Origin of the sequence: Pseudomonas sp. S4_EA_1b (assembly GCF_016307435.1) — a bacterium.
Lineage (GTDB): Bacteria > Pseudomonadota > Gammaproteobacteria > Pseudomonadales > Pseudomonadaceae > Aquipseudomonas > Aquipseudomonas rhodesiae.
In genome coordinates this window covers 179598-203172 of sequence record NZ_JAEILC010000001.1, presented here as the reverse complement: position 1 = coordinate 203172, position 23575 = coordinate 179598, and the positions used below count along the sequence as shown (strand labels likewise).

Genomic DNA, 23575 nt, shown 5'->3' with positions numbered 1-23575 from the left:
TGTTTTGCGCGCTCGAAAAGCCGTGGGCATCATCAGCGCCGACTTCGGTGCTAAAGTCCATACCCCCGATTTTGCTTTCCCAAGGAAGCTGTTATGCCGGATGCGATGTCCCTCAGCGCTGGATTCATGGTGGTTCACGGTAACCGCTTGGATGAGTTGCGCAGCCTGGTGGTTAGCTGGATGCGCCGGTATCCCCTAGCGCCCCTGGAAAATGAAATTGCATTGGTACAAAGCAACGGTATTGCCCAGTGGCTCAAACTGGCATTGGCTGAAGATCCGGAAGACGATGACATGGGCGGCTGCGGCATCGCTGCTGCCATCGACGTACAACTCCCCGGCAGTTTTATGTGGCAGCTCTATCGCATGGTCCTGGGGCGTGACGAAATCCCCCCCAAATCCTTGCTCGATAAAGCCCCACTCACTTGGCGGTTGATGCGCCTACTGCCCGAGCTCATTGACCAACCGCACTTCGAGCCGTTGCAGCGCTTCCTGACCCACGACACCGACCTGCGCAAACGCTACCAATTGGCCGAACGCTTGGCCGACCTGTTCGACCAATATCAGGTCTACCGCGCCGACTGGCTGGAAGATTGGGCCGCCGGTCGTCATCAACTGCGCAATGGACGAGGTGAGGCCAAGCCCCTCAGTCCGGCGAACTGCTGGCAAGCCGAGTTATGGCGTGCATTGCTGCTGGATGTGGGTGAGGAGGGCATGGCCGAAAGCCGTGCCGGCGTGCATCAGCGCTTTATCGAGCGCATCAATACCCTCGAGGAAGCTCCACCCGACCTCCCTTCACGGGTCATCGTGTTCGGTATTTCGTCATTGCCCGCCCAGGCTCTCGAAGCACTCGCCGGTCTGGCTCGTTTCAGTCAAGTTCTGTTATGCGTACACAACCCCTGTCGCCACCATTGGTCCGACATCGTCGCCGACAAAGACCTGCTTCGAAACGAATACAAACGCCAGGCACGTAAAGCCGGCATGCCGATCAGTATCGACCCGCAAACCCTGCACCAGCATGCCCATCCGCTGTTGGCTGCTTGGGGCAAACAGGGGCGCGACTACATCAGCCTGCTGGACAGTTACGATGATCCCAATAGCTACCGCGCCGCATTCCGCGATGGACGCATCGATCTGTTCAGCGAGAGCACCCCGACCACACTGCTCAATCAGTTGCAGGACGATATCCTCGAACTGCGCCCACTCAATGAAACCCGCGATCTATGGCCCGCTGTCGACTTGGAGCGTGATTCGTCTATCCGTTTCCACATCGCCCACAGCGCGCAACGTGAAGTTGAAGTGCTGCACGACCAACTGCTGCAGCGCTTCAGTGCTGATCCCACGCTGCGTCCTCGTGACATCATCGTTATGGTCCCGGATGTCGACAGCTACGCGCCGCATATCCGTGCTGTGTTCGGTCAGCTTGAGCGCAACGATCCGCGCTTTATCCCGTTCACCCTGACGGACCAGGGCCAACGCGGCCGCGATCCGTTGCTGATCGCAGTCGAGCATCTACTTAAACTCCCCGACAGCCGCTTCCCCGTCAGCGAAATCCTCGATCTGCTCGACGTTCCCGCCCTGCGCGAACGCTTTGCAATCAAGGAACGCGACCTGCCGACGCTGCATCGCTGGATCGAAGGCGCCGGTATCCGCTGGGGGCTCGACGCGCAACAACGTGCCGGCCTGGGCCTGCCTGCTGAGCTTGAACAGAACAGCTGGCGATTCGGCCTGCGCCGCATGTTGCTGGGGTATGCGGTGGGCAGTGGCGCGGCCTGCGAAGGTATCGAACCTTACGACGAAATTGGCGGCCTCGACGCGGCGCTGATTGGCCCGCTGGTTGCCTTGCTCGATGCGCTGAGTGACGCTCATCAGACCTTGTCCGAGCCAGCAGCGCCGCAGCAATGGGGCGAGCGCTTGCAAGACTTGATGCAGCGGTTCTTCCTGGCCAGTAGTGAACACGATGACTATCTGCTGAGCCAACTGGAACAGCTGCGAGAAACCTGGTTGGAAACCTGTGAGTCCGTCGGCCTGCAGGACGAGTTACCGCTCACCGTGGTCCGCGAAGCCTGGCTCGCCGGTCTGGATCAAGGCCGACTGTCCCAGCGTTTCCTCGCCGGAGCTGTCAATTTCTGCACCCTGATGCCCATGCGTGCCATTCCCTTCAAGCTCGTCTGCCTGCTGGGTATGAACGACGGCGATTACCCTCGCGCCCAGCCACCGCTGGACTTCGACCTGATGGGCAGCGACTACCGCCCAGGCGACCGGTCCCGTCGCGAAGACGACCGTTACTTGTTGCTCGAAGCCCTGCTCTCTGCCCGAGACCAGCTCTACATCAGTTGGGTCGGCCGCAGCATCCGCGACAACAGCGAGCGTCCGGCTTCGGTGCTGATCGGCCAGTTGCGCGATCATCTCGCCAGCGGCTGGAAACACGCGGCAAACGACGCCCCCGTCATTGACGCGCTGACCCAGGAACACCCATTGCAGCCGTTCAGCGCCCGCTATTTCCACGCAGGCGATCCGCTGTTCAGCTACGCCCGCGAATGGCAGGTATTGCACGAGGACGCGCCCATCACCGGCACGGAGCCGGAATTGGCGCAGCATCAGCAAGAAGAACCTCTAAGTCTCGGTCAGTTACAGGATTTCCTACGCAACCCGGTTAAACATTTCTTCAGTCAGCGTCTGAAAGTGTTCTTTGAGGCCGCCGAAGTACCTCTGGCCGATGAAGAACCCTTCGTTCTTGATGCTCTGCAACGCTACAGCCTGAGCGACAGCCTGCTCAATGCCGCGCTGAGCCAACCGGAGCACCTCGACCAGGCGCTCAAGGCCCAGGCCCAGCGCCTACAAGGTAGTGGCCTGCTGCCCATGGTTGGTTTCGGCGAATGTCTGCGCAACGAACTGATCGAGCCTTTGCCCGGCCTGCTGCAACGCTACCAGCAACTACTGGCCCTATGGCCAATCCCGCATACCGCGACGGAACCGGTCAGTTTTGAGCATCAGGGGATCAGGTTGGAAGGCTGGATCAGTGGGCTGCATCGGCGCAGTGATGGCGGGTTGCTCAGCGTCAGCACCATTCCTAATAGCATCGGCTCGATCAAGACACGCAAGTGGCATCGTCTGATCCGCCCGTGGGTCAATCATCTGGTGGCCTGCGCTTGCGGGCTGCCGTTGAGTACCGGCCTAGTGGCCAGTGATGACACCTTGCTGTTGGCCCCGCTGGACCCAGCGCTCGCCCAGGATATCCTCGGCCACCTGCTCCTGGCCTGGCACAGCGGCATGCGCAAGCCGCTGCCGGTGGCGGTCAAGACCGCATTCGCCTGGTTGGGCCAGACCGATCCGGCCAAAGCCCATGCCGCGGCGAGCAAAGCCTACGAAGGCGACGGGCTGACCACCGACGGCGAACGCCGGGAAACCCCCGCACTCACGCGCCAATTTCCGGATTACGCAGCCTTGGTGGCCAGCGAAGAATTCGAAGGTTGGTGCGAGACACTGTACCGACCCATGCTTGATGCGCCGTGGCGATCACTTACTGGCGAGGAGGCCCGCGCATGAGCAGCACACCTTTGGCCCTGGCCTTCCCACTCAAAGGTAGCCAGCTGATTGAAGCCAGCGCCGGCACCGGCAAGACCTTCACAATTTCCGCCTTGTACCTGCGCCTGGTGCTTGGCCACGGCGGCGATGCGTGGGGTTTTGGTCGTGAATTGCTGCCGCCGCAGATCCTGGTGGTGACCTTCACCGACGCCGCCACCAAGGAGCTGCGTGAGCGTATCCGCATTCGCCTGGCTGAGGCCGCGCGGTTTTTCCGCGATGAGATCCCGTCGCCCGACGCTCTGATCGCCGACCTGCGTGTGCACTATGCGCCTGAGCAGTGGCCCGCCTGCGCTAACCGCCTGGACATCGCTGCCCAGTGGATGGACGAAGCGGCTGTGTCCACCATCCACAGTTGGTGTCAGCGCATGCTGCGCGAACATGCGTTCGACAGCGGCAGCCTGTTTACCCAGACATTGGAAACCGATCACAGCGACCTGCTCGGCGAAGTACTGCGCGATTACTGGCGGCTGTTCTGCTACCCGATGCACGACGATGCCCTCAACTGGGTGCGCACTCATTGGGGCGGCCCCGCTGCGCTGATGCCGCGCGTGCGCGCGCTGTTCGGCAGCGAGCGTCCCAGCGACGAAACCCGCGATCCCGCCGAGTTGATCAACGCCTGTTTGCAGGAGCGCCGCGAAGCGCTGGTCGCCCTCAAAGCGCCCTGGCAGCAATGGGCCGCCGAACTGCGCGATCTTTGCCTGCAGGCCGTGGCTGCCAAAGCCGTCGACGGTCGCAAGATGCAAGCGCGCTATTTCGAGCCCTGGTTCGAAAAAATCAGTGCCTGGGCAAGCGACGAAACCCAGGAGCAACTGGACATCGGCACCGGCTTCACACGCCTTACGCCCGAGGGCATGGCCGAAGCTTGGAAAGGCGAGCCGCCCCGGCATCCCGGTATCGATGCCATGGCCAACCTCAAAGCCAGCCTTGACGCGTTGCCCACCCCGGACGCCGCCGTGTTGCAACACGCCGCCGCCTGGGTGGGTAAACGCTTCGAAGAGGAAAAACGCCGACGCGCCGAAATGGGCTTCGATGACATGCTGATCCGCCTCAATGCGGCCCTCCAAGCAGAGGGCGGCGAGCGCCTGGCCAGCGTGATCCGCGAGCAATTCCCGGTCGCGTTGATTGATGAGTTCCAGGACACCGACCCGGTGCAGTACAGCATCTTCGACAGCATCTATCGCATCGAAGAAAACCACCTGGATAGCGGCCTGTTCCTGATCGGTGACCCCAAGCAAGCGATCTACGCTTTCCGTGGCGCCGACATTTACACCTACCTGCGCGCACGTAAATCCACACTCGGCCGCCATCACACCCTGGGCACCAACTTCCGCTCCAGCCATGCCATGGTCGACGCAGTGAATCATGTGTTCCAGCGTGCGGAGTCCGGGCGCGGTGCGTTTCTGTTCCGCGAGCCGAATGGCGATAACCCGGTGCCGTTCCAGCCGGTATTGTCCCAAGGCCGCAAAGAGACCTTGCTGGTCGACGGCCAGCCTGTGCCGGCGATGAACCTCTGGCACTTGGCAACCGACCAGCCGATTTCCAACGCGGTGTACCGCCAGCAGCTGGCTGCTGCTTGTGCTACGCAGATTGTTGAGCTGCTCAATGCCGGGCAGCAAGGCAAGGCCGGTTTCCTACAGCCGGACGCCAGCTTCAAAGGTGTATTGCCGTCGGATATCGCCATCCTGGTCCGCGACGGCAAGGAGGCCCAAGCCGTGCGTGCGGAATTGGCCGCTCGGGGTGTGCGAAGCGTGTACCTGTCCGATAAGGACTCGGTGTTTGCCGCCCAGGAAGCCCATGACCTGTTGGCCTGGCTCAAAGCCTGCGCCGAGCCGGATATGGAGCGCCCCCTGCGTGCCGCCCTGGCGTGTGTCACGTTGAATCTGTCGCTGCCCGAACTGGAGCGTCTGAATCAGGACGAATTGGCGTGGGAAAGCCGCGTTATGCAGTTTCGCGGTTACCGTGCGATTTGGCGCACCCAAGGCGTGCTACCGATGCTGCGGCGTTTGCTGCACGACTTCAAATTGCCGCAAACCCTGATCGCCCGCAGCGACGGCGAACGTGTGTTGACCAACCTGTTGCACTTGAGCGAACTGCTGCAACAGGCCGCCTCGGAGCTGGACGGCGAACAAGCGTTGATCCGCCACCTGGCCGAGCATCTGGCGCTCTCGGGTCAAGCCGGTGAAGAGCAGATCCTACGCCTGGAAAGCGATGAGCAATTGGTCAAAGTGGTCACCATCCACAAATCCAAAGGTCTGGAATACGACCTGGTGTTTCTGCCGTTTATTTGTTCGACCAAACCCGTGGACGGCAGCCGCCTGCCGCTGCACTATCACGATGAACATGGCAAATCCCAGGTCAGCCTGCGCCCGACCGCCGAGCTGATTGCCCAGGCTGACGACGAGCGGCTGGCCGAAGACCTGCGCTTGTTTTATGTCGCCCTGACCCGCGCCAAGCACGCGTGCTGGCTGGGCGTCGCCGACCTCAAGCGCGGCAACAGCAGTAGTTCGGTCCTGCACTTGTGTGCCCTGGGCTATTTGCTTGGCGGCGGCAATGTGCTGCGCGAGTCGACGGGCCTGGCCCGTTGGCTGCTGGATTTGCAGGACGGTTGCCCAGCCATCCATTACGCCCAAGTGCCTGAGGCGCAAAAGGTGCTGTTCCACCCGCCGCGCAACCAGGCCACGCTGCTCGCGCCGTTGTTGCCCAGCCGCAAGGCGGCGGAAAACTGGTGGATTGCGTCCTACAGCGCACTGCGTATTGGCGACAGCCTGAGCAGCCCGACCCTCGAAGCGCCCGAAAACCCACAAGCGCAAAAGCTGTTCGATGACGAGCGCCTGGACCCGGATGCACCGCGTGAAGTGGTAGCGTCTGGTGGCGACATTCACCGTTTCCCACGCGGCCCCAACCCCGGCACCTTCCTGCACGGTTTGCTGGAATGGGCAGGTGAAGAAGGCTTCAACGTGACGCCGCAGGCCATCGAAAAAGCCGTCGGCGCGCGTTGCAATCGGCGCAACTGGGAGGGGTGGATCGTTACCCTCAGTGCCTGGCTGGGCCATCTGCTGCACACGCCACTGCCTGTGGATAACGGTCGCGTGGCCTTGAGCGGCCTGCGGCACTATCAGATCGAGATGGAGTTCTGGTTCGCCAGTCATAAGGTCGATGTGCTCGCCCTGGATAAACTGGTGTGTCAGTACACCCATGACGGCGTCGCCCGGGTGGCTGCCGAACCGGTGCTGCTCAACGGCATGTTCAAGGGGTTTATCGACCTGACGTTCGAACACGATGGCCGCTACTACGTGGCCGACTACAAATCCAACTGGCTCGGGCCTGACGATTCGGCCTACACCCAGCAAGCCATGGAACAGTCGATCCTTGAGCATCGGTATGACCTGCAATACGTCCTCTACCTACTGGCCCTGCATCGCCAGCTCAAGGCACGTTTGCCCGACTACGATTACGACCGCCACATTGGCGGCGCACTGTATCTGTTCCTGCGCGGCACCCAGTCTGCCAGCCAAGGCGCGTATTTCACCCGGCCGCCACGGGCGCTGATCGAAGGCCTGGACCTGTTGTTCCAAGGCAAACCGCTGCCACCCAAAACTGAGCCGGCCTGGGAACAAGGAGTGCTGTTATGAGCCTGTCGCCGTTACCGCTGGAGGCACTAGCGCCGCTGGAACGCTCCGCCGATCTGGTGCAATTACTGGAACGCTGGGTCGAACGCGGCTGGTTGCGGGCGCTGGATAAGGCTTTCGTTGGCTTCCTGCACGAACTCGATCCCCAGGCCGATCCTCTGGTGTTGCTCGCTGCGGCGTTGACCAGCCACCAATTGGGTCACGGGCACGTCTGCCTTGATCTGTTCGAAACCCTAAAGGCGCCGGATTTTGCCCTGTCCCTACCGCCCGAAGGCGACCTGCAGACCGGCGCGATGTTGCTTCCGTCGCAGTTGCTCGATGGCCTCGATGGCGCCCATTGGTGCCATGCACTGGCCGCCAGCTCGTTGGTCGCCTTTGCACTCGACGGCAGTGAAGCGGCACAAAGCCGGCCCCTGGTGCTATCGGGGAAACGGCTGTACCTGCGGCGCTACTGGACCTACGAGCGACGCATCGATTCCGCATTGCGCCAGCGCCTGGCGACACAGGAAAACTTCACCGCCGATTTGCCCGAGCGGCTCAATGGCCTGTTCGCTCAACCCGCGCCCGACGGCGTAGTGGACTGGCAGAAACTCGCCTGCGCCCTGGCTACCCGAGGGGCGTTCAGCATCGTTACCGGCGGCCCCGGTACCGGCAAAACCACCACTGTGGTGCGCCTGCTCGCGCTGTTGCAGGCGCCGGCCGTGGAATCCGGCAACCCGCTGCGCATACGCCTGGCCGCTCCCACTGGCAAAGCGGCGGCGCGCCTGACCGAATCCATCAGCCAGCAAGTGCTGTCGCTGAGTGTTCCCGATACGGTGCGGGAAAAGATCCCGACCCAAGTCACCACCGTCCACCGTTTGCTGGGCAGTCGTCCGGGCACTCGGCATTTCCGTCATCACGCGGGCAACTTGCTGCCCCTGGATGTACTGGTGGTGGATGAGGCCTCGATGATCGACCTGGAGATGATGGCCAATCTGCTGGACGCGCTGCCGCCTCACGCCCGTCTTGTATTGCTGGGCGACAAGGATCAACTGGCCTCGGTGGAAGCCGGTGCCGTGCTCGGCGATTTATGCCGCGACGCCGAAGCCGGTTGGTACAGCCCCGACACGCGCCAGTGGCTACAAGCCGTCAGCGGTGAAGACCTCAGCACCAGCGGCCTGAGCGAAGACCTGGACCACAGCCATCCCCTGGCGCAACAAGTGGTGATGCTGCGCTATTCGCGGCGGTTCGGCGAAGGTAGCGGCATCGGCCAACTGGCGCGCTGGGTCAACCAGCAAAATGCCGAAGAGGCCCGCAAGCTGCTGGCCGCGCGCAGCCACAGCGACCTGTTCTGCGTCAGCCTCAAGGGCGAACACGACCACGCGCTTGAGCGCCTGGTGCTGGACGGGCAGGGCGGTGGTGCCGAAGGCTATCGCTATTACCTGAACCTGCTGCAATCGGCGCGTCCATCACCCGCCACCCCCCGTGACGACCACGCCTGGACGGCCTGGGCGCAGCAATTGTTGCAGGCCTTCGACGCATTCCAATTGCTCTGCGCCGTGCGCAAAGGTCCGTGGGGTGTGGAGGGGTTGAACCTGCGAATCACCGCGGCGCTGCGCAAAGTGCGGCTGATCGAGGGTGACGAGCAATGGTACGAAGGCCGCCCGGTGCTGATGACGCGCAACGACTACGGCCTGGGCCTGATGAATGGCGATATCGGCATCGCCCTCAAACTGCCCGAAAGCGACGGTGGCCCTCAGGTGCTACGGGTGGCTTTCCCACGTAATGACGGCCAGGGCGGCGTGCGATTCGTATTGCCCAGCCGCCTGAACGATGTGGAAACCGTGTACGCCATGACCGTGCACAAATCCCAAGGCTCGGAGTTCACCCACACTGCGCTGATCCTGCCCGACGCCTTGAACCCGGTGTTGACCAAGGAATTGATATACACCGGCATCACCCGCGCCAAGCGTTGGTTCAGCCTGATCGAGCCGCGCGGCGGTGTGTTTGAGGAAGCGGTGCGGCGCAAGGTCAAGCGCTTGAGTGGGTTAATGCTGGAGTTGGATCAAGGCGCCTAAAAAACTGACTGATAGGTCATCTAATATTTCTGATTCTACTGCCTGAATTTTCTGAAAAAATAGCGGACCTCGCGAAGGCACTGCCTCGCGGGGTTTTCCGCCGCTGTGCTATCGTTGCGGCATCACCCCACGAAAACACCTGAGAGAATCGCAGCATGAACGTGGCTGTCTCGCCCACAGAGTGCCGTTGGAGCTGGAGACGCCTGCTGCTGATGGCGCTGCTGTGTGCGCTGGCGCCGCACGGGTTTGCGGACGTCCCGGCCACCGAGGGTATGGCCGCGCAGCGTGCCCAGGCGGTCACTCAGGTGGTACTCGGTATTCTCAGTTACGCGCGCTGGCCGGTGGAGCCGGCGCAATTGCGCCTGTGTATCGTCGGGCCCACCCAATACACCGATGACCTGATCAAAGGCACCATCCAGGCGACCGGTCGTCCGGTTGTGGTGCAGCGCCTGTTGGTCAACCATCCCGATATCGTCAACGCCTGCGACGCGGTGTACATCGGCAAGCTTACCGCCGATGAGCGCAGCCAATTGTTTGCCTCGTTGATCGGCCACCCGGTGCTCAGCATCAGCGAAGGCGGCGACCAGTGCACCGTCGGCAGCTTGTTTTGCCTGCGCGTAAGCGATGAACAAGTGTCGTTCGAGGTCAACCTCGACTCGGTGGCACGCAGCGGCGTGCGCATTCACCCCAGCGTGCTGCAACTGTCCCGCCGCCGGGCGCCTGCTCCATGACCCATGTGAAAGTGCGACCTAGCCTGCGCTCGGTTATCGGCCGTGGTCATTTGATCCTGGCTCTGGTGGCGGTAACCCTGGCCAGTGTGTCCCTGACCCTGCTCGGCGTGCTGGCGCTGCGCGTCTATGCCGAACACAACTTGCACCTTATCGCACGCTCCATCACTTACACCGTGGAAGCGGCGGTGGTGTTCAACGACCGCGCCGCAGCCACCGAGGCACTGAGCCTGATTGCGTCCACCGAAGAGGTGGCCGATGCCGACGTTTTCGACGCCAACGGCAAGTTATTGGCCCACTGGGCACGCCCCGAAACCGGCATGCTCTCGCGGGTGGAACTGGCACTGGCGCATGCCCTTCTTGAACAGCCGATCAACCAACCGATCCTGCACCAGGGCCGCACCGTCGGCAGTATCCACCTGACCGGCCACGGCGGCAGCCTGCTGCGCTTCCTGCTCAGCGGTCTGGCCGGGATTCTGATCTGCACCGCCCTCAGCGCCTGGGTCGCATTACACTTGGCCCGGCGACTGCTGCGCGGGATCACCGTGCCGTTGCAAAGCCTGGCCGCCGTGGCTCACGCCGCTCGCAGCGAGCGGGATTTTGATCGACGTGTACCGCCCGCGCGCATCGCCGAACTCGACAGCCTGGGCAGTGACTTCAATGCCTTGCTCGGCGAAATGGAAGCTTGGCAAAGCCACCTGCAAAGCGAAAACGAAACCCTGGCCCACCAGGCCAACCACGACAGCCTGACCGGCCTGCCCAACCGCGCGTTCTTCGAAGGTCGGCTGATTCGAGCCCTGCGCGGCGCGGCCAAGCTCGACGAGCGGGTCGCGGTATTGTTCCTCGACAGCGATCGCTTCAAAGACATCAACGACAACTTCGGCCACGCCGCCGGCGACGCTGTGCTGGTGGCTGTCGCTGCCCGTGTGCGCGCGCAACTGCGTGACGGTGACCTGGTGGCGCGCCTGGGCGGTGACGAGTTCGCCATCCTGCTTGCGCCGTTGCACAAGGCCGAGGACGCGCAGCGCATCGCTGACAAGATCATCGCCAGCATGGACATGCCGATTGACGTGCCGGGTGGCTCTCAAGTGCTGACGTCGCTCAGCATCGGCATTGCCATTTACCCCGAGCATGGCGCCACACCCGGCACCTTGCTCAATGCCGCCGACGCGGCGATGTACCAGGCCAAACGCCTGACCCAGGGCGGCCAGCACACGGCAGAGTCGGAGCACTCTGCTGTTAACGTTCAACACAGGAGTTGATCCCTTGTTCTCGACTGCACGCGTTCTGTTTCTTACTGTGCTGGTGGCCTTGATGGCCCTCGGCGGCTGTCAGACACAACCCCCTAAAGGCCTGACCCCGGCGCAAGTCGCGGTACTCAAACAACAGGGCTTTGAACTCACGGATGACGGCTGGGCATTCGGTCTGTCGGGCAAAGTGCTGTTCGGCAGCGACATCGAAACCCTCAACCCGCCGAGCACCGCGATCGTCCAACGCATCGGCAAAGCCCTGCTCGGCGTGGGCATAGAGCGCGTACGCGTGGACGGCCACACCGACGCCTCCGGCAAAGAAGCCTACAACGAGCAACTCTCCCTGCGCCGCGCCAAAAGCGTGGCCACGGTGCTGACGAGCGTGGGTATGAAAGAAGAAAACATCCAACTGCGCGGCTTGGGCAGCAGCCAGCCCGTGGCGTCGAACGATACAGCCGCAGGGCGCACCGAGAATCGACGGGTGGCGATTGTGGTGATTGCCGACTGAGCGGTTTCGGGTGCTTCAACCTGAATGCCGATCAAGTATGAGCTTGCTCCCGGTAGCGGTGGGTCAGCAACACAGGTATCGACTGAGCAGGCCCCATCGGGGGCAAGCCCCCTCCCACCTAGAATGCATTGCAGGTTGAATACCTGGCTGACGAAACCAGATCAAATGTGGGAGGGGGCTTGAACCCGATGGCGGCGTGGCTGACCCACGGCTAGTCCCTACCCACCGGTTGGTCTGGTTTCGGCCGATTAATCCGCAAATCGCATCTCCCGCGTTTCCCCCATCAACAACCCCCGGTTCTGCTCGGTCACTTCCCGGATGTAGTCCCACAACAACGTAATCCGCTTCAGCTTCCTTAAGTCCTCCCGGCAATACATCCAAAACTTCAAGGAACTCAGGTTAACCCAATGAATACAGGGGCTAACCGCTATGAGCATCCTTGCAGCTCAACCTGCTGTTACAAACACCGTTACAAACCTCGCTTTTCCTGTGAGGCCGACGACAAGACTCGCCAAGCCGTATTACTACCGTCGCAACGGTATTTACTACATGCGTCTCAGGGCTACAGGTAGCACCAAGAATCTCGCTTCGGTTTCCCTGAAGACCAGCAACAGAAGGGCTGCTATGGATGCCGCTGAGCAGCTATCGGGCTTTGTCAGGGCGTTCCATTTGGATAACCCTGATGCTTCGTGGAGCAAGCTGAAGGAACATTTCCGTGTTGTCTCGATGGAGCTGTTTGAGGCTGGACGTGATGGCGACGTTACGCAGGTGTGGGGCGGATTGCATGATAGCCACTCTGGCTTTGTGGGCAGCTCTACACGACTCATGAAGTCTGTAGCGGACGTCCCGGTGTGTCTATCTGTATTGGCACCAGCGATGACCTTTGAGAATCTCTCGGGTCTCTACTTGGCTGACCGTGGACAGGACCAGAAGGCATCGACCCTTAAGGAAACCAAGATTTGCCACGGGACTATCTCTGCTGCTCTTGGAGAGCTGGACATGCGGACGCACTCACGGGCTGATCTCGTGGCTTTGCGTGATCGTCTTGCAGATGGCCGCATGCCCTCAACGGTCAATAAGCTGATCGTGAAGCTCTCGGCTGTCCTTGCATGGTCAGTTGAAAACGGTCACATATCCAAGTCTTACGACAAGAAACTGAAGCTCACGAAGGGCACTGAATCGAGCCGTAAGGCGTTCACGCAGGATCAGGTAGGCAAGCTGGTGGCTTACTCCAATACGCTGCCAGAGACCTCATGGAAGCGCTGGTTGTTGAGCCTCGGGGCTATCACTGGCGGGCGTCTGAATGAAATCTCACAGTTGACGGTAAGAGATGTACAGACCCTTGCGTCAGGTATCACAGCCATTCACATCAACGAAGCAGGCGAAGGCAAGTCAATCAAGAACAAGCGTAGTGAACGATTGGTACCACTGACGGAAGGCGCTTACGGTTTCGACCTTGCAGCGTTCATGCGGTACGTCGAAACGTGCAAGCTCAGCGAGTCGGAATCGTTGGCTCAGATTGGCTACAAGACAGGCGGTGAGTGGGCTAACCAACAGGCAATCCCTGCGGCCCTTGGGGAATCCTTTGGTCCCGGCTTGGTGTTTCATTCCATGCGACACTCGCTGGCGTCCTTGATGCAAGCCAAAGGAGTTCCTACGGCTTACGCACAGGCTGTGATGGGGCATGCGTCGGGCACGATAACTTTTGATGTTTACGGTTCAGGGGTGCCTGTTGAGACCATCGCGGAGATGCTTCGAGAATTGTTCTTTTGCGGGGGGCAGTGACTGTGCTATTGGGGCTATTGGCGGCACCGAAAACTCGTTAGAAACCATCGATAAACCCGAGCATAACCTGCACTGGATTCGTCATGTTCTGAGGAACAACTTTCGTACAGCCTAATGTTTACGGTCCTAAATGGCTGTCTGGACTAAGCAAAAGGTGTTCCTCGCCATAAATACTAGTTTCTGGCGGAATCTGGCCTGTCAAGATATTCCTTGACCGATTGTCGCAAAGTGTGTACAATCCGCCGCCTACCCAGTAGGTAGACAGACAACTTGGAAGCCTCCACTACAACCACCGAATTGGTGCCCTTGTAAGGAGGCTTCGTCGTGTCTGGGACTCACAAAACCAACCGGCACAACCCGAGAGGAACTGCCTATCGAAATGAACTGACACAGGAGATAAACGATGACCACGCTCGTCCGCAACAATGTACTTCCCGCCGCCACACCAGCTACCGACATTCGTCCCGCACTAACCAAGCTCCGTACCACTACCGTTGACAGTTTTGTCGTCGACAAGAGCACTGGTGAGGTATTGGGCTGCTACACCACTCACGACCTTTCCCCTGCTCCCTACGATTACTCTCTGCCTCAAGCCGGCAAGGCACCAGTCGTACATTCTCGCTATGAGATTGACCCTGCTCCAAGGCCGAGCATCATCGAGAAAGAAATGGAGTGCCTGCCGGATGGGGTTGTTGATCTTGATGCACAACGCAGTAAACGTGGACCTAAGCCCAAGGTAACGCCCAACCCGCACGCTAGCCATTTCAAGGTGGCCCATGCTGAACGCCTTGGCTGGATTGATGATTACGTTTATGGCGCCTGCATAACAGTAGGCAAGGACAGCAATGGGAAAATGAACGTAAGTCCCTCCCATGTACTGCGGGCTTGTATGCTTGATGAGATCAGCACTGAGAACGTAAAGAGCGTGATTCGTCTTGAGGGTTTACGCACGATGAGCGACCAACAAGCACGGAGAATCTGCCAGTGTGCCCGTTTCGCTATCGAAGGAATGGAGTTCTACCTTGAACGCAATCCGACTGTACGTCAGCAGATACAGTTTGAAGTGGACTTTGCCGACTCGTACCACCAAGACAACACCGGGCTACTGCAAGGACTGGCGTGATTTAATTACGCTCGGATAAGAGAGAGAAGCGAACGACCTGTAAGAGAGGACACACTTGATGGGTGAATTACGCTCGGATATAGAAGTGAAGCATTCGCACTATGAAGGTAACTCTCAGACCGATAGGTCTAAACTTTATACACTTCGACCGTAGGTCAAAGCCACTACCTTCCAAGGGTTATTGGGGAATAATAATTGATGAAAATCAATTCCCCAGAAAATGAAAGGAATCATCCTGTGTCGATGCGACACGGGACTACCCCTTCAACTCCGTTGATTCTCTCTGCACCGTATAATCAAGAGCGGCAAGATCATCTTCTTTTCTGTGAAGGTAGGTGGTGTGGCACTGTATTGTGATGGACATTGAGCCAAACGCTTCCAACTCCATCACCCTCAATGCACAACAAATGAATGTCAACGTGTCTCAAACCAACTGGACAGGCCAAGGCTACGTTGTTGGCGAATGGACAGTTAATGGAATTCCATTCAGTACGCACAAACACACAGGCGTCACGCCGGGTACTGGAAATTCCGGTCCTGCTGGTTAAAATCCGGTGGTGTTTAGTCACCGGACTCTGTCACCTATCATTCTTCATGCAGAGGGCGGTTGAATTGCTGGTACACGCCTTCATCTTTCCTAATCGCTTTCGCAATGTATTCAGCGTTCCCAATCTGAGCTACATATTCGACTCTGTAGAGCTTGAACTCTTCAGAAGCTTCAATCAGTGTCGATTTGATGTGTTTTTTGATTTTTCGATATGTATCATCATCAGGGTTTGCATTCTCATATTCGAGGGTCCAAACAGTATCTACATCATGGGTTTTCTTCCAACCCTTATCTTTCAAGAAGACATAGAAAGCTTCCCGTTGATCCTCTGACTTTTTCAAGTCCAAGGACAGTAGCACTCTAATCATTTGCCGCTTCCTTTCATTGTGCGTCGTTAACCGCGAAGTGCGGAGTTATGCCTATTTGGGGACTGTATGATGGCTTTTCAATGGCGGGCAATGAAAAATTTTTTGATATATGTTGTTGCATCTAGTGACTCGTTCAAGCACTCACCATCACACCGGTACAGAGTCCCGCAAGGCGTTTTAAGCGTGTTTCGTGCATGAGCAATATGTCTAGATACCCAGCGCCCTTAAACCATCTCCTGAGCCTTCTACAGTTCATCTATGTGCGGCTTTCCTTTTGTGGTAATCTTCTACGCTACCAACGAGGAATCACAGACGGAGTTGTAATGCCATTCTTGCCATTGCCAAGCTGGGAAGTTATAGAAGAGGGAAGTTCATATCTCAAAGCCGCTTCATTGATTGTGAAGCATGGGGATGTAGGTCAATGGCGGCCTGCATGTGTTCTGGCTGGCTTCTCTATGGAACTTTTCTTGAAGTCATTCCTTGCCAAAGACGATAGCACGCCCATTGATATTGCTTTGCCCGGTGGCTTGACGATGTATCAAAGTGCTGTGGAATCAGACAGAGGCCACTTCTTAGACAAGCTGTTCAGGAAGATTCCAGCCAATTACCGCCAACTCATCTTAGATACCTCAAAGGAGCTTGCACCTGAGTTGCCGCTTGAGCAGAAGCTGAAAGAGTTTTCAGGGTACTTCTACAATGCTCGCTACGGCTATGAGGCCAAGGCAATTAGTGTGCTAAGTATGGAAGTGCTAGAAGTGGCAAAGCACTTGGAAAGGGTTTGTCTTGAAGTTGCTCCAAAGGCCATTCCATACAAAGAAGCCTACCCGGATATGTAGTAGAGATTCTACCGAGACCGATACGCCCCAGCACCAGCAAACACGGGGCGTATAGCCTGTGTTGAGTGACGGATTGCTCGCCATTAGAGCTGGCTTTTCTATGCTCAATGAAAGTCCGGGTCATGGTCGTAGTTGTCAGCATTGGCTTGATCAATAGCATCTTGAGACAACCTAACACCAACCTCAACGTTAGCCCAATCACGCACCATCTTAGCTACTCCATGATAGCCGGGGAACAGAGTTGATCCGTCAACGCCAAGCTTTGACAGCAACTCTAATAGCTCTGGCCCCTCAGTGACTGGCAGTGTCGTTTTTATCAGTGGTCGGGAACTTCTGCCCCTGCAATAGATTTCCTTAACATCATCTAGGGCTTCTGACTGATACTCATCATTGATGCCATATCTTGTCACATTGTGTGTTGTGAATAATCCCGACTGTGCTGCCTGATTCCTGCTAGTGCCTCCGGGCGTCCTAATGATCTTTACTGTTTCCCAGTCGTCATGGTATGTAGTATCTAACGCCCATACTGCAATCTTGGGCAAATGAGTATGACTATCCAACTCAAAATTGGCTGATGATGCTGCGAAGTAACAGGCCACATAGCTTCGCTCAGTCCAATCTAGGAGGCGTGTAGGCACATCGTAGTGTTGAGCAACAGCCATGATTTCAAAGAGCTGTTCAGGTGGCCAAGGCAGAAAAGATTCAGGGAACAAAAACGGAAACTCTGAAAACTTCCTTTTCAGTTGCTCAGAGTAGCCCGGCACTGGCAGGCCAGACCTATCACAACCATCTAGGAATTTTCTCAGTATCTCCAATTCAAACCCAATCTGATTTGCACTGGACTTATCAAACATACGCCTAGGTGCTCCGTGTGCAAACGAGCCCTCACCAGTCCGGCAAACGGATGGTATCAGCTTGTAATCGGCACTAGGCTGGCCCCTGAAAATGTACCGGGCTTTGTCCCAAACCGAGTTGAGAGGGGAGACATATTCCAGTAGTTCCCGTGCTGTTTCAAAAGGCATTTCAATCGGACTACCCATCATTCAGTAATCACCTTCTCCACTGTAGGAAACGGATGGACTGTAGCCACCGGGATACTTGCTGTAATCGTAGTTACCATAATAGTCTTGAGGCACTTTAGGACCAAACCTAATATCAATCTCTCTCATGGTGCCTTTAAGCTCAGGCACATGGTGGTCGTGATAGATGTGCTTCCTAAGCCTATGGTCTTCCCGCATCATGCCACCATTCAAACCTGTGCCTAATGTCGGCATGAATGTCTTGCAAGTGTCGGCTAGGAAATCTTCAAACTTCAAAGGCTCATGAGTCATGTAGCCTGAGTTGTTCTCGTACTCTGCCCAGCAAAAGCCCCACTTTACGGACAAGTTGAGATAGGTGGAGTTCTTCAAGTGTTGGGAGAGTTCAGCAATCTTCTGCTTTGCCTTCTGACGATCGCTGTCTAGCAGCTCAAAGCATTGTGTTCCCTCAAAGAGTTCGTATTCAACATACCTAACTCTGTACTCATCACTTGTTTCGACATACCGGATTCTTGGGGACATTTCAGCCATCCATGCTTGCAGATGGCCTTATGGTCAATCTAGGCTTACGTGCAGTCAAGCTGCATCCCGCTGGGGGGGCTCTGGACAAGTACCAACTGGTAGAGAGCTGGGCTAGGATGATTCGATCACCGATGGAGCATTGCCATGCACAAGATCGACCGATACCCGCCCCCGTTTATATGGTGCCATGCCGTCGTGATCGGAATTGCCATTGCCTTGAGCGGGTGCTCCACATCAGTGGTCAGCTCTAACCCCCGCAACGTGGTTATCGAGTCGCAGTCTTTGAATGCATCAGAAGCACAGAGATTGGCTGATGCTGAATGCCTGAAGCATAAGCGTTACGCCAAGATGACGATCAAGGGCGACTACTGGGACCGTAACTACACCTTTGAGTGTGTTGAGTGATTGCCATATCCACGGACGAACAGACATGCCAGACGCCAATATCGCCACAGCGACGTGCTGACTCTGTTGTTGCACAACCAGCATGCTATTGCCGCCGCAATCGAAGAGCTGGCCCTATGGGCAAAATCCACCGGTTCAAGCGAAGCCCATGAAAACGCGATCACCGCATTGGCAACCCTTGATGTGAATGCGTCCGCGATCACCGCTGGAATCCTCAAGCTCCGACAATAATCGCTATCAAAGCAGTAGACCTATCCGGTAGTCCAAGAACTGCTCAGCAAGCACTATCAAATGCCTATTGCGAATAGCTATACGATTTTGCTATCATTATCCTATCAAATTTAATGCTAAAGGATAGTCAGCCATGAATGCCCACCTCTACCTCCGAGCGTCGACCAAAGACCAAGACGCCAACCGTGCAAAAGTCGCCCTTGAGTTGTTCGCTGTCGAGAAAGGTTTGAGCATCGTTGGCGTGTACGCCGAGAATATCAGTGGAACCAAACTCAATCGTCCTGAGCTGCTCGCCTTGCTCGACACTGCCGAGAGTGGAGACGTGCTATTGGTTGAGTCTGTAGACCGCCTCAGTCGTCTCTCACAAGCTGACTGGGACACTCTCAAAGCCACTATCAAGGCCAAGGGGCTTCGGTTGGTTGTGGCCGATCTGCCTACCAGTCACATGCTGGTTGAGGCCAAAGGAATCACAGGTCAAATCATGGATGTGATCAACAACATGCTGATTGATCTTATGGCGACCATGGCACGACTGGATCAAGAGAAGCGTGTGGAACGCATCAAGCAAGGGTTGGAGAATAAGAAGGCTGCCGATCCTGACTGGAAGCCAGCTGGCAAGGCAAAGAATGCCGCGATGTGGGACAAGGTGACTACGGTCATGGGCAAACACCCAACCATGTCTGCTGATGAGATAGCGACACTCGCTGGTTGCGGTGTTGCCACCGTCTACAGGATCAAGCGTGAACTGAAAGCCTGACCACCCTGAGCGTCACCATAGCCTGCATTGAGCGGACTTTGTGGTCTCTGCGGTCCTTCAACTTATTTTGGGTCCCGCTTGGACCGATCTCACTAAGGCCGCTGCTCGCCACTTGATAGCTCTGGCTTTAACGCCATTATTTTCTGGCTGAGAACTGAAACGCCATCGGCATGAGGCCAAAATTTTTGGCGGGGGATTTGATTTCGCGCTCCCACGCTTGTGAACATTTCTAGGACGGTTAATCGCCACCACGCTGTCACAGTGACCCTGACATCAGCTTATGAGATTCAACTTTGCCCGCCAGCTCAATCCACCAATCCTGATCGAATTGCATCAACGCCCCACCCACAAAGATCGTGTCTTTGTTGAACGACTTGATGTCACGCGGCTTGGCTTCTGTGTCCTTTGCCAAACACATCACCAGATAGCAGGGAGCACCCATGCAGATCATTTCAACGTGGGTTTTTCGCTCGTTGTATCCGAAGTTGCTGCTGTCGCCGCCATATTTCTCCAAATGCGTTAGCTGGACATACCGAACGCCGTCGTACGTCTCGCACCGATCCTGCCACACTCGCAGAAACACGGCTCCGTCATCCCGCACAGCTCCCCAAGACTGCCTCATCATGCGCAGTGGAGCCTTCAGGGCAGAGAAGAACTGTGTGATAGACCTTTCGCTCATTGCCTTGCTCCGTAGGTTGTTCAGCTAATTGCCGCCCAGATAAGGTAATGGCAAACTGCCGTTTTTTGACAGGGAAGTGGTATGGCACTCATCGCGTGTTACGAATGCTCCAAGGAAATCAGTGATACCGCCCAATCATGCCCCGGTTGCGGCGCTCCAGTGAAGTCGAGTAGCCAACCAGCCAGTCCACGGCCCTACCAACCTACACATCGCATGGTCAGCCTCCCACTCTTCCTTGGGAACGTGGTACTCGCCCCAGTATTCGTCTGGTTCTTGCTCCGCAGGGGGTACTCGACTCAGTCTAGGGTGATCGGGTTTGTTTGGCTTTTCGTTTTCATCTTCTGGCTACCGCTCAGTTCCCAATCGCCAGACAAAACTCAAGTAGCATCATCAGCAAGTACCACCTCTTCACCCTCCCGTTCTGTCGATCAGCACCCCGAAAGCTCTGCGACATACGCGCAGGTAAACGCAGACGTGGGGTGTAAAAGCACCTACAGCGATCAGAAGAAAGACGACATATTCAAGGCCAAGTACAAAGACCACTGGATGACATGGAGCGGCCAAATTGTGCTGTTGGAGTCCGACGAGGTTTCGTTGAACGTAGATCACGTCGGGACTCAAGACCTAAAGGTCGAATTCGCGGACAAGGCCGCTGGATACAATCTTGCTAAGGGTAGTGAACTGAAGGTGAGATTCTTGATGAAGAGCGCTGGCGGGTGCTTTCTGCCTTTCGGTGGCCGTGAAGCAACAGTAGTGCAATAGCCGCACGTTCCGCCTTCACTGTCAGAACAAAGTCCGCCAGATGTGAAAAACCCCACCGAGGTGGGGCCTAAAGCTTTTTACTTCTGGAACCGCAACAGCCCCTCTAACAAAGGGTTTGTCGCGCTTTTCTTCCACTCGACTGGCGGCGCCTCGCTGATTGACACGAAGGCTTCGTAGGTGGAAATACCTGCGGACGCAGCAGCAGCATCAATACTGTCGCGGGCATACTTGACTGCGCCCTCTCTCGTTGTCGCTGGTGTAAAGACCGCTGTCCAGAGAGTCGTGAGTTTGTGTTTGCTGAAGTTCTTTTTCTTCAGCTCCTCGTTGAATTTCGTGCGAGCTGTTGAGCTGACGCCGTTATCCAAATCTACCGTTACAACCGCGTGGTAAGGCATGATTAATTCCCCCGCGCTTGGTTGGATTGGGAGACAACAGACGCAGCGAGGGCTTTCGTTTCCTTGCTGTATTTGTCGCTCTGGAGAACCTTGCCCGCAACCGTTTCCATCTCAGCACTTGTCTGTTTTGTGGAGTGGGTTTGAGCTAACGCTGAGGCGGCGAGGCGTTTAGCAATCGCGGAGGCGTTTGAGCTGCTGAGGGTTTCGGAGGCCAATTTGGCCACCTTGGATGAGGATTGCTTCGTATTGCTAGGCATGACAATTCACCTGTGTAGATAAGGATGGATTTGTCAGACCTAGGGAGGACCGGCCAGCAGAGAACCGTTGACGATCCCGTCAATGTTTGGCTCAATGCATTCCCCCTAGGGCTAACGTAATCGCTACTGTTTAGCTTTAGTTGGTGCGGGTGGTTGTGATCTAAGTTGTCCAGACCGAACACGACCACTCGCAGACTTTTCTAAGTACCTCATTCGAGGTCAGCAGCTAACGGCAAACCCCACATCTAGGGTTTTTTTGTCGTCGGGATACAAGATAATGCGTTTTGAGGGGGGATTGCAACGTACTCCCTGTGGATAAGCCTGTGCGTAAATTGTGTGTGAAAGAGCGAATCTACGTGTAAGCCGCAATACTGCTGGACCGAGCTTTTTTTCATCAATTTTCAATGATCGAAAACGGTCGAGTGGATTTTAGGGGCGCGACCCTTATCACAAAAAAAACGCTCTATTAAGGCGAGTGCAACACAGCTTTAAAAGGGTTAACCGCTGCCAAGTGATTATGGTTTTTGCAGTGAGTGTCCCCGTATGCATCCCCCATCCGTACCACTTTCCTATCACGCTCCCGGTTGTACATGTCATTCAGCGTCCACTCCAACCGCTCATGCTCAACCTTCAACATTGCAAGCCCAGTTGAGCTATCCCTGTGCATCACAATCGGCTTGGCGATGTTCTGATGGGCCTTCCTTAAGTCTTGGCGGGTTGTCTCCAGCTCCGCACAAAGCAGGGTGCACTGGTGCTTCAGCATCTCTACGCGGGTGGGCATCCCCAGTTCAAACCCGCTGTCGTCGATCAAATCGTTTTCCATCACGCAAGCACCGGATGCTGTATGCATGTGCAGTACATGACTGAGCGACAGGTGTTCAATACGTCTGCGATGGGCGGCCTCGCGTGGTCCTTATCGAGTGCCTGTGCGTCTTCGAATGTGGACGTCGAGGTGTTACAAGTTGCGTACCAACCGCAGTTACAAACCTTTGGCAAAGGCCTGCTGAGATCGGTACGATTCCGCTACCTGATTCCTTGAAGAACAGTCAGTCGGCGAACAACATCGCCCGACTTTCCCCCATCAACAGCCGCTGATTCTGCTCAGTGACTTCGCGGATGTAATCCCACAACAGGGTGATCCGCTTGAGCTTGCGCAGGTCTTCGCGGCAATACATCCAGAACTGGCGCGTGATCGTGATTTGCTCCCCCAGCACCGGCAACAAGCGTGGGTCTTGTGCCGCCAGGAAGCACGGCAGTATCGCCATCGAGCGGCCCTGTTGTGCCGCGACGTACTGGGCAATCACGCTGGTGCTGCGCAGGCTGGCGCTGGCGCCGGGGACTACGTTGGCCAGGTAGAGCAGCTCGGAGCTGAAGGCCAGGTCATCGACGTAACTTATAAACGGGTGGGTGGCCAGGTCCGCCGGACGTTGGATCGGCGGATGTTGGTCGAGGTAATCCTGGGTGGCGTACAACTGCAGGGTGTAATCGCACAGTTTGCAGCACACGTACGGCCCGTGTTCTGGGCGTTCCAGGGCGATGACGATGTCGGCTTCGCGCTTGGACAGGCTGATGAAGTGGGGTAAGGGCAGGATGTCGACGGAGATAGCCGGGTAGGTGTCGACAAAGTGACTCAATTGCGGCGTGACGAAGAAGCTGCCGAAGCCTTCGGTGCAGCCCATGCGCACATGCCCGGACAGTGCGACACCGGAGCCGGACACCTGCTCGCAGGCCATGTGCAGGGTGCTTTCAATGGACTCTGCGTAGCCCAGCAATCGTTGGCCTTCGGGGGTGAGTACAAAGCCGTTGGTGCGGGATTTTTCGAACAGCAGCGTGCCCAATGACACTTCCAGCGAACTGATGCGCCGCGACACCGTGGTGTAGTCCACCGCCAGGCGCTTGGCGGCGACGCTGGCCTTGCGGGTGCGGGCCACTTCGAGGAAAAACTTCAGGTCATCCCAGTTCAGGGAGCCCAGCGACGTGATGTTTTTTTGCATATTGGTCCGGCTTTTATGTGCGTTCTTATTAGAGATTTGCACATCTATACTCCAAAAACAGTCCGAACGCCTCATTCTTCAAGGCGGTTCAACGCCTTGGTTCTCTGCATATAAATAAGA

21 protein-coding genes and 1 pseudogene are annotated in these 23575 nt (G+C 57.0%); 13 read left to right on the top strand and 9 right to left on the bottom strand.

Annotated features, from left to right (window positions below; all coding sequences use genetic code 11):
- The first annotated feature begins 93 nt into the window (after positions 1-93).
- From recC to YA0848_RS00920, 6 genes are all read left to right on the top strand, one after another.
- A complete protein-coding gene (gene recC, locus YA0848_RS00945) occupies positions 94-3546 on the top strand; it encodes an exodeoxyribonuclease V subunit gamma (protein WP_169903951.1) in 3453 nt (1150 codons plus the stop codon).
- Positions 3543-7217, top strand: a complete 3675-nt coding sequence (gene recB, locus YA0848_RS00940) for an exodeoxyribonuclease V subunit beta (RefSeq protein WP_169903950.1) — start codon at positions 3543-3545, stop codon at positions 7215-7217. The genes recC and recB overlap by 4 nt, the downstream gene beginning before the upstream one ends.
- Complete coding sequence (gene recD, locus YA0848_RS00935) at positions 7214-9271, top strand: exodeoxyribonuclease V subunit alpha (protein ID WP_169903949.1); 2058 nt, start codon at positions 7214-7216, stop codon at positions 9269-9271. The genes recB and recD overlap by 4 nt, the downstream gene beginning before the upstream one ends.
- A 155-nt stretch (positions 9272-9426) precedes the next feature.
- Positions 9427-10002 carry a YfiR family protein gene (locus tag YA0848_RS00930; RefSeq protein WP_034100596.1) on the top strand — a complete coding sequence of 192 codons (576 nt, stop codon included), beginning with the start codon at positions 9427-9429 and terminating at the stop codon, positions 10000-10002.
- Positions 9999-11261 carry a diguanylate cyclase domain-containing protein gene (locus YA0848_RS00925; RefSeq protein ID WP_034115082.1) on the top strand — a complete coding sequence of 421 codons (1263 nt, stop codon included), beginning with the start codon at positions 9999-10001 and terminating at the stop codon, positions 11259-11261. The genes YA0848_RS00930 and YA0848_RS00925 overlap by 4 nt, the downstream gene beginning before the upstream one ends.
- Before the next feature lie 4 nt (positions 11262-11265).
- On the top strand, positions 11266-11757 hold the full coding sequence (locus tag YA0848_RS00920; protein WP_169903948.1) for an OmpA family protein: 492 nt from the start codon (positions 11266-11268) through the stop codon (positions 11755-11757).
- 248 nt (positions 11758-12005) lie between these two features.
- Here the strand turns inward: YA0848_RS00920 and YA0848_RS00915 are convergent.
- Positions 12006-12143: pseudogene (locus YA0848_RS00915) on the bottom strand (LysR family transcriptional regulator); the annotation flags it as partial.
- Between the two features lie 43 nt (positions 12144-12186).
- Here YA0848_RS00915 and YA0848_RS00910 point away from each other — a divergent pair.
- The 3 genes from YA0848_RS00910 to YA0848_RS36505 all read left to right on the top strand — a co-directional run bounded on the left by YA0848_RS00910 (position 12187) and on the right by YA0848_RS36505 (position 15213).
- Complete coding sequence (locus YA0848_RS00910) at positions 12187-13542, top strand: tyrosine-type recombinase/integrase (RefSeq protein WP_232925009.1); 1356 nt, start codon at positions 12187-12189, stop codon at positions 13540-13542.
- Between the two features lie 403 nt (positions 13543-13945).
- A complete protein-coding gene (locus YA0848_RS00905; protein ID WP_169903947.1) occupies positions 13946-14665 on the top strand; it encodes a hypothetical protein in 720 nt (239 codons plus the stop codon).
- 356 nt (positions 14666-15021) lie between these two features.
- Entirely contained in the window at positions 15022-15213 is a 192-nt protein-coding gene (locus tag YA0848_RS36505; RefSeq protein ID WP_332874066.1) for a hypothetical protein, read from the top strand.
- A 37-nt stretch (positions 15214-15250) separates the two neighbouring features.
- Here YA0848_RS36505 and YA0848_RS00900 read toward each other — a convergent pair whose 3' ends face one another.
- Positions 15251-15580 carry a hypothetical protein gene (locus tag YA0848_RS00900; protein ID WP_169903946.1) on the bottom strand — a complete coding sequence of 110 codons (330 nt, stop codon included), beginning with the start codon at positions 15578-15580 and terminating at the stop codon, positions 15251-15253.
- Positions 15581-15903: 323 nt separating this feature from the next.
- Between YA0848_RS00900 and YA0848_RS00895 the strand changes: the two genes are divergently transcribed.
- On the top strand, positions 15904-16416 hold the full coding sequence (locus tag YA0848_RS00895) for a hypothetical protein (RefSeq protein WP_169903945.1): 513 nt from the start codon (positions 15904-15906) through the stop codon (positions 16414-16416).
- Positions 16417-16520: 104 nt separating this feature from the next.
- On the opposite strand, the gene YA0848_RS00890 is transcribed toward YA0848_RS00895, so the two are convergent.
- Together YA0848_RS00890 and YA0848_RS00885 are read right to left on the bottom strand one after the other, a co-directional pair.
- Positions 16521-17438: an FRG domain-containing protein gene (locus YA0848_RS00890; RefSeq protein ID WP_232925012.1), complete on the bottom strand. Its 918-nt coding sequence runs from the start codon at positions 17436-17438 to the stop codon at positions 16521-16523.
- A 21-nt stretch (positions 17439-17459) separates the two neighbouring features.
- Entirely contained in the window at positions 17460-17975 is a 516-nt protein-coding gene (locus YA0848_RS00885; protein WP_169903944.1) for a hypothetical protein, read from the bottom strand.
- Positions 17976-18119: 144 nt separating this feature from the next.
- On the opposite strand from YA0848_RS00885, the gene YA0848_RS00880 reads away from it, so the two are divergent.
- The 3 genes from YA0848_RS00880 (at position 18120) to YA0848_RS00870 (ending at position 19368) form a co-directional block, all read left to right on the top strand.
- Positions 18120-18380: a hypothetical protein gene (locus YA0848_RS00880; protein ID WP_169903943.1), complete on the top strand. Its 261-nt coding sequence runs from the start codon at positions 18120-18122 to the stop codon at positions 18378-18380.
- 54 nt (positions 18381-18434) lie between these two features.
- On the top strand, positions 18435-18611 hold the full coding sequence (locus tag YA0848_RS00875; protein WP_232925013.1) for a hypothetical protein: 177 nt from the start codon (positions 18435-18437) through the stop codon (positions 18609-18611).
- Positions 18612-18744: 133 nt separating this feature from the next.
- Positions 18745-19368, top strand: a complete 624-nt coding sequence (locus YA0848_RS00870; RefSeq protein WP_169903941.1) for a recombinase family protein — start codon at positions 18745-18747, stop codon at positions 19366-19368.
- A gap of 256 nt (positions 19369-19624) precedes the next feature.
- On the opposite strand, the gene YA0848_RS00865 is transcribed toward YA0848_RS00870, so the two are convergent.
- The 5 genes from YA0848_RS00865 to YA0848_RS00845 all read right to left on the bottom strand — a co-directional run bounded on the left by YA0848_RS00865 (position 19625) and on the right by YA0848_RS00845 (position 23455).
- Positions 19625-20047 carry a hypothetical protein gene (locus tag YA0848_RS00865; protein ID WP_169903940.1) on the bottom strand — a complete coding sequence of 141 codons (423 nt, stop codon included), beginning with the start codon at positions 20045-20047 and terminating at the stop codon, positions 19625-19627.
- Between the two features lie 839 nt (positions 20048-20886).
- Complete coding sequence (locus YA0848_RS00860) at positions 20887-21204, bottom strand: hypothetical protein (RefSeq protein WP_169903939.1); 318 nt, start codon at positions 21202-21204, stop codon at positions 20887-20889.
- Between the two features lie 2 nt (positions 21205-21206).
- On the bottom strand, positions 21207-21461 hold the full coding sequence (locus YA0848_RS00855; protein ID WP_169903938.1) for a hypothetical protein: 255 nt from the start codon (positions 21459-21461) through the stop codon (positions 21207-21209).
- A 466-nt stretch (positions 21462-21927) separates the two neighbouring features.
- Positions 21928-22284, bottom strand: coding sequence for a hypothetical protein (locus tag YA0848_RS00850; RefSeq protein ID WP_169903937.1), 357 nt, complete (start codon positions 22282-22284; stop codon positions 21928-21930).
- A 223-nt stretch (positions 22285-22507) separates the two neighbouring features.
- Positions 22508-23455, bottom strand: a complete 948-nt coding sequence (locus tag YA0848_RS00845) for a LysR family transcriptional regulator (protein ID WP_169903806.1) — start codon at positions 23453-23455, stop codon at positions 22508-22510.
- Positions 23456-23575 lie beyond the last annotated feature (120 nt).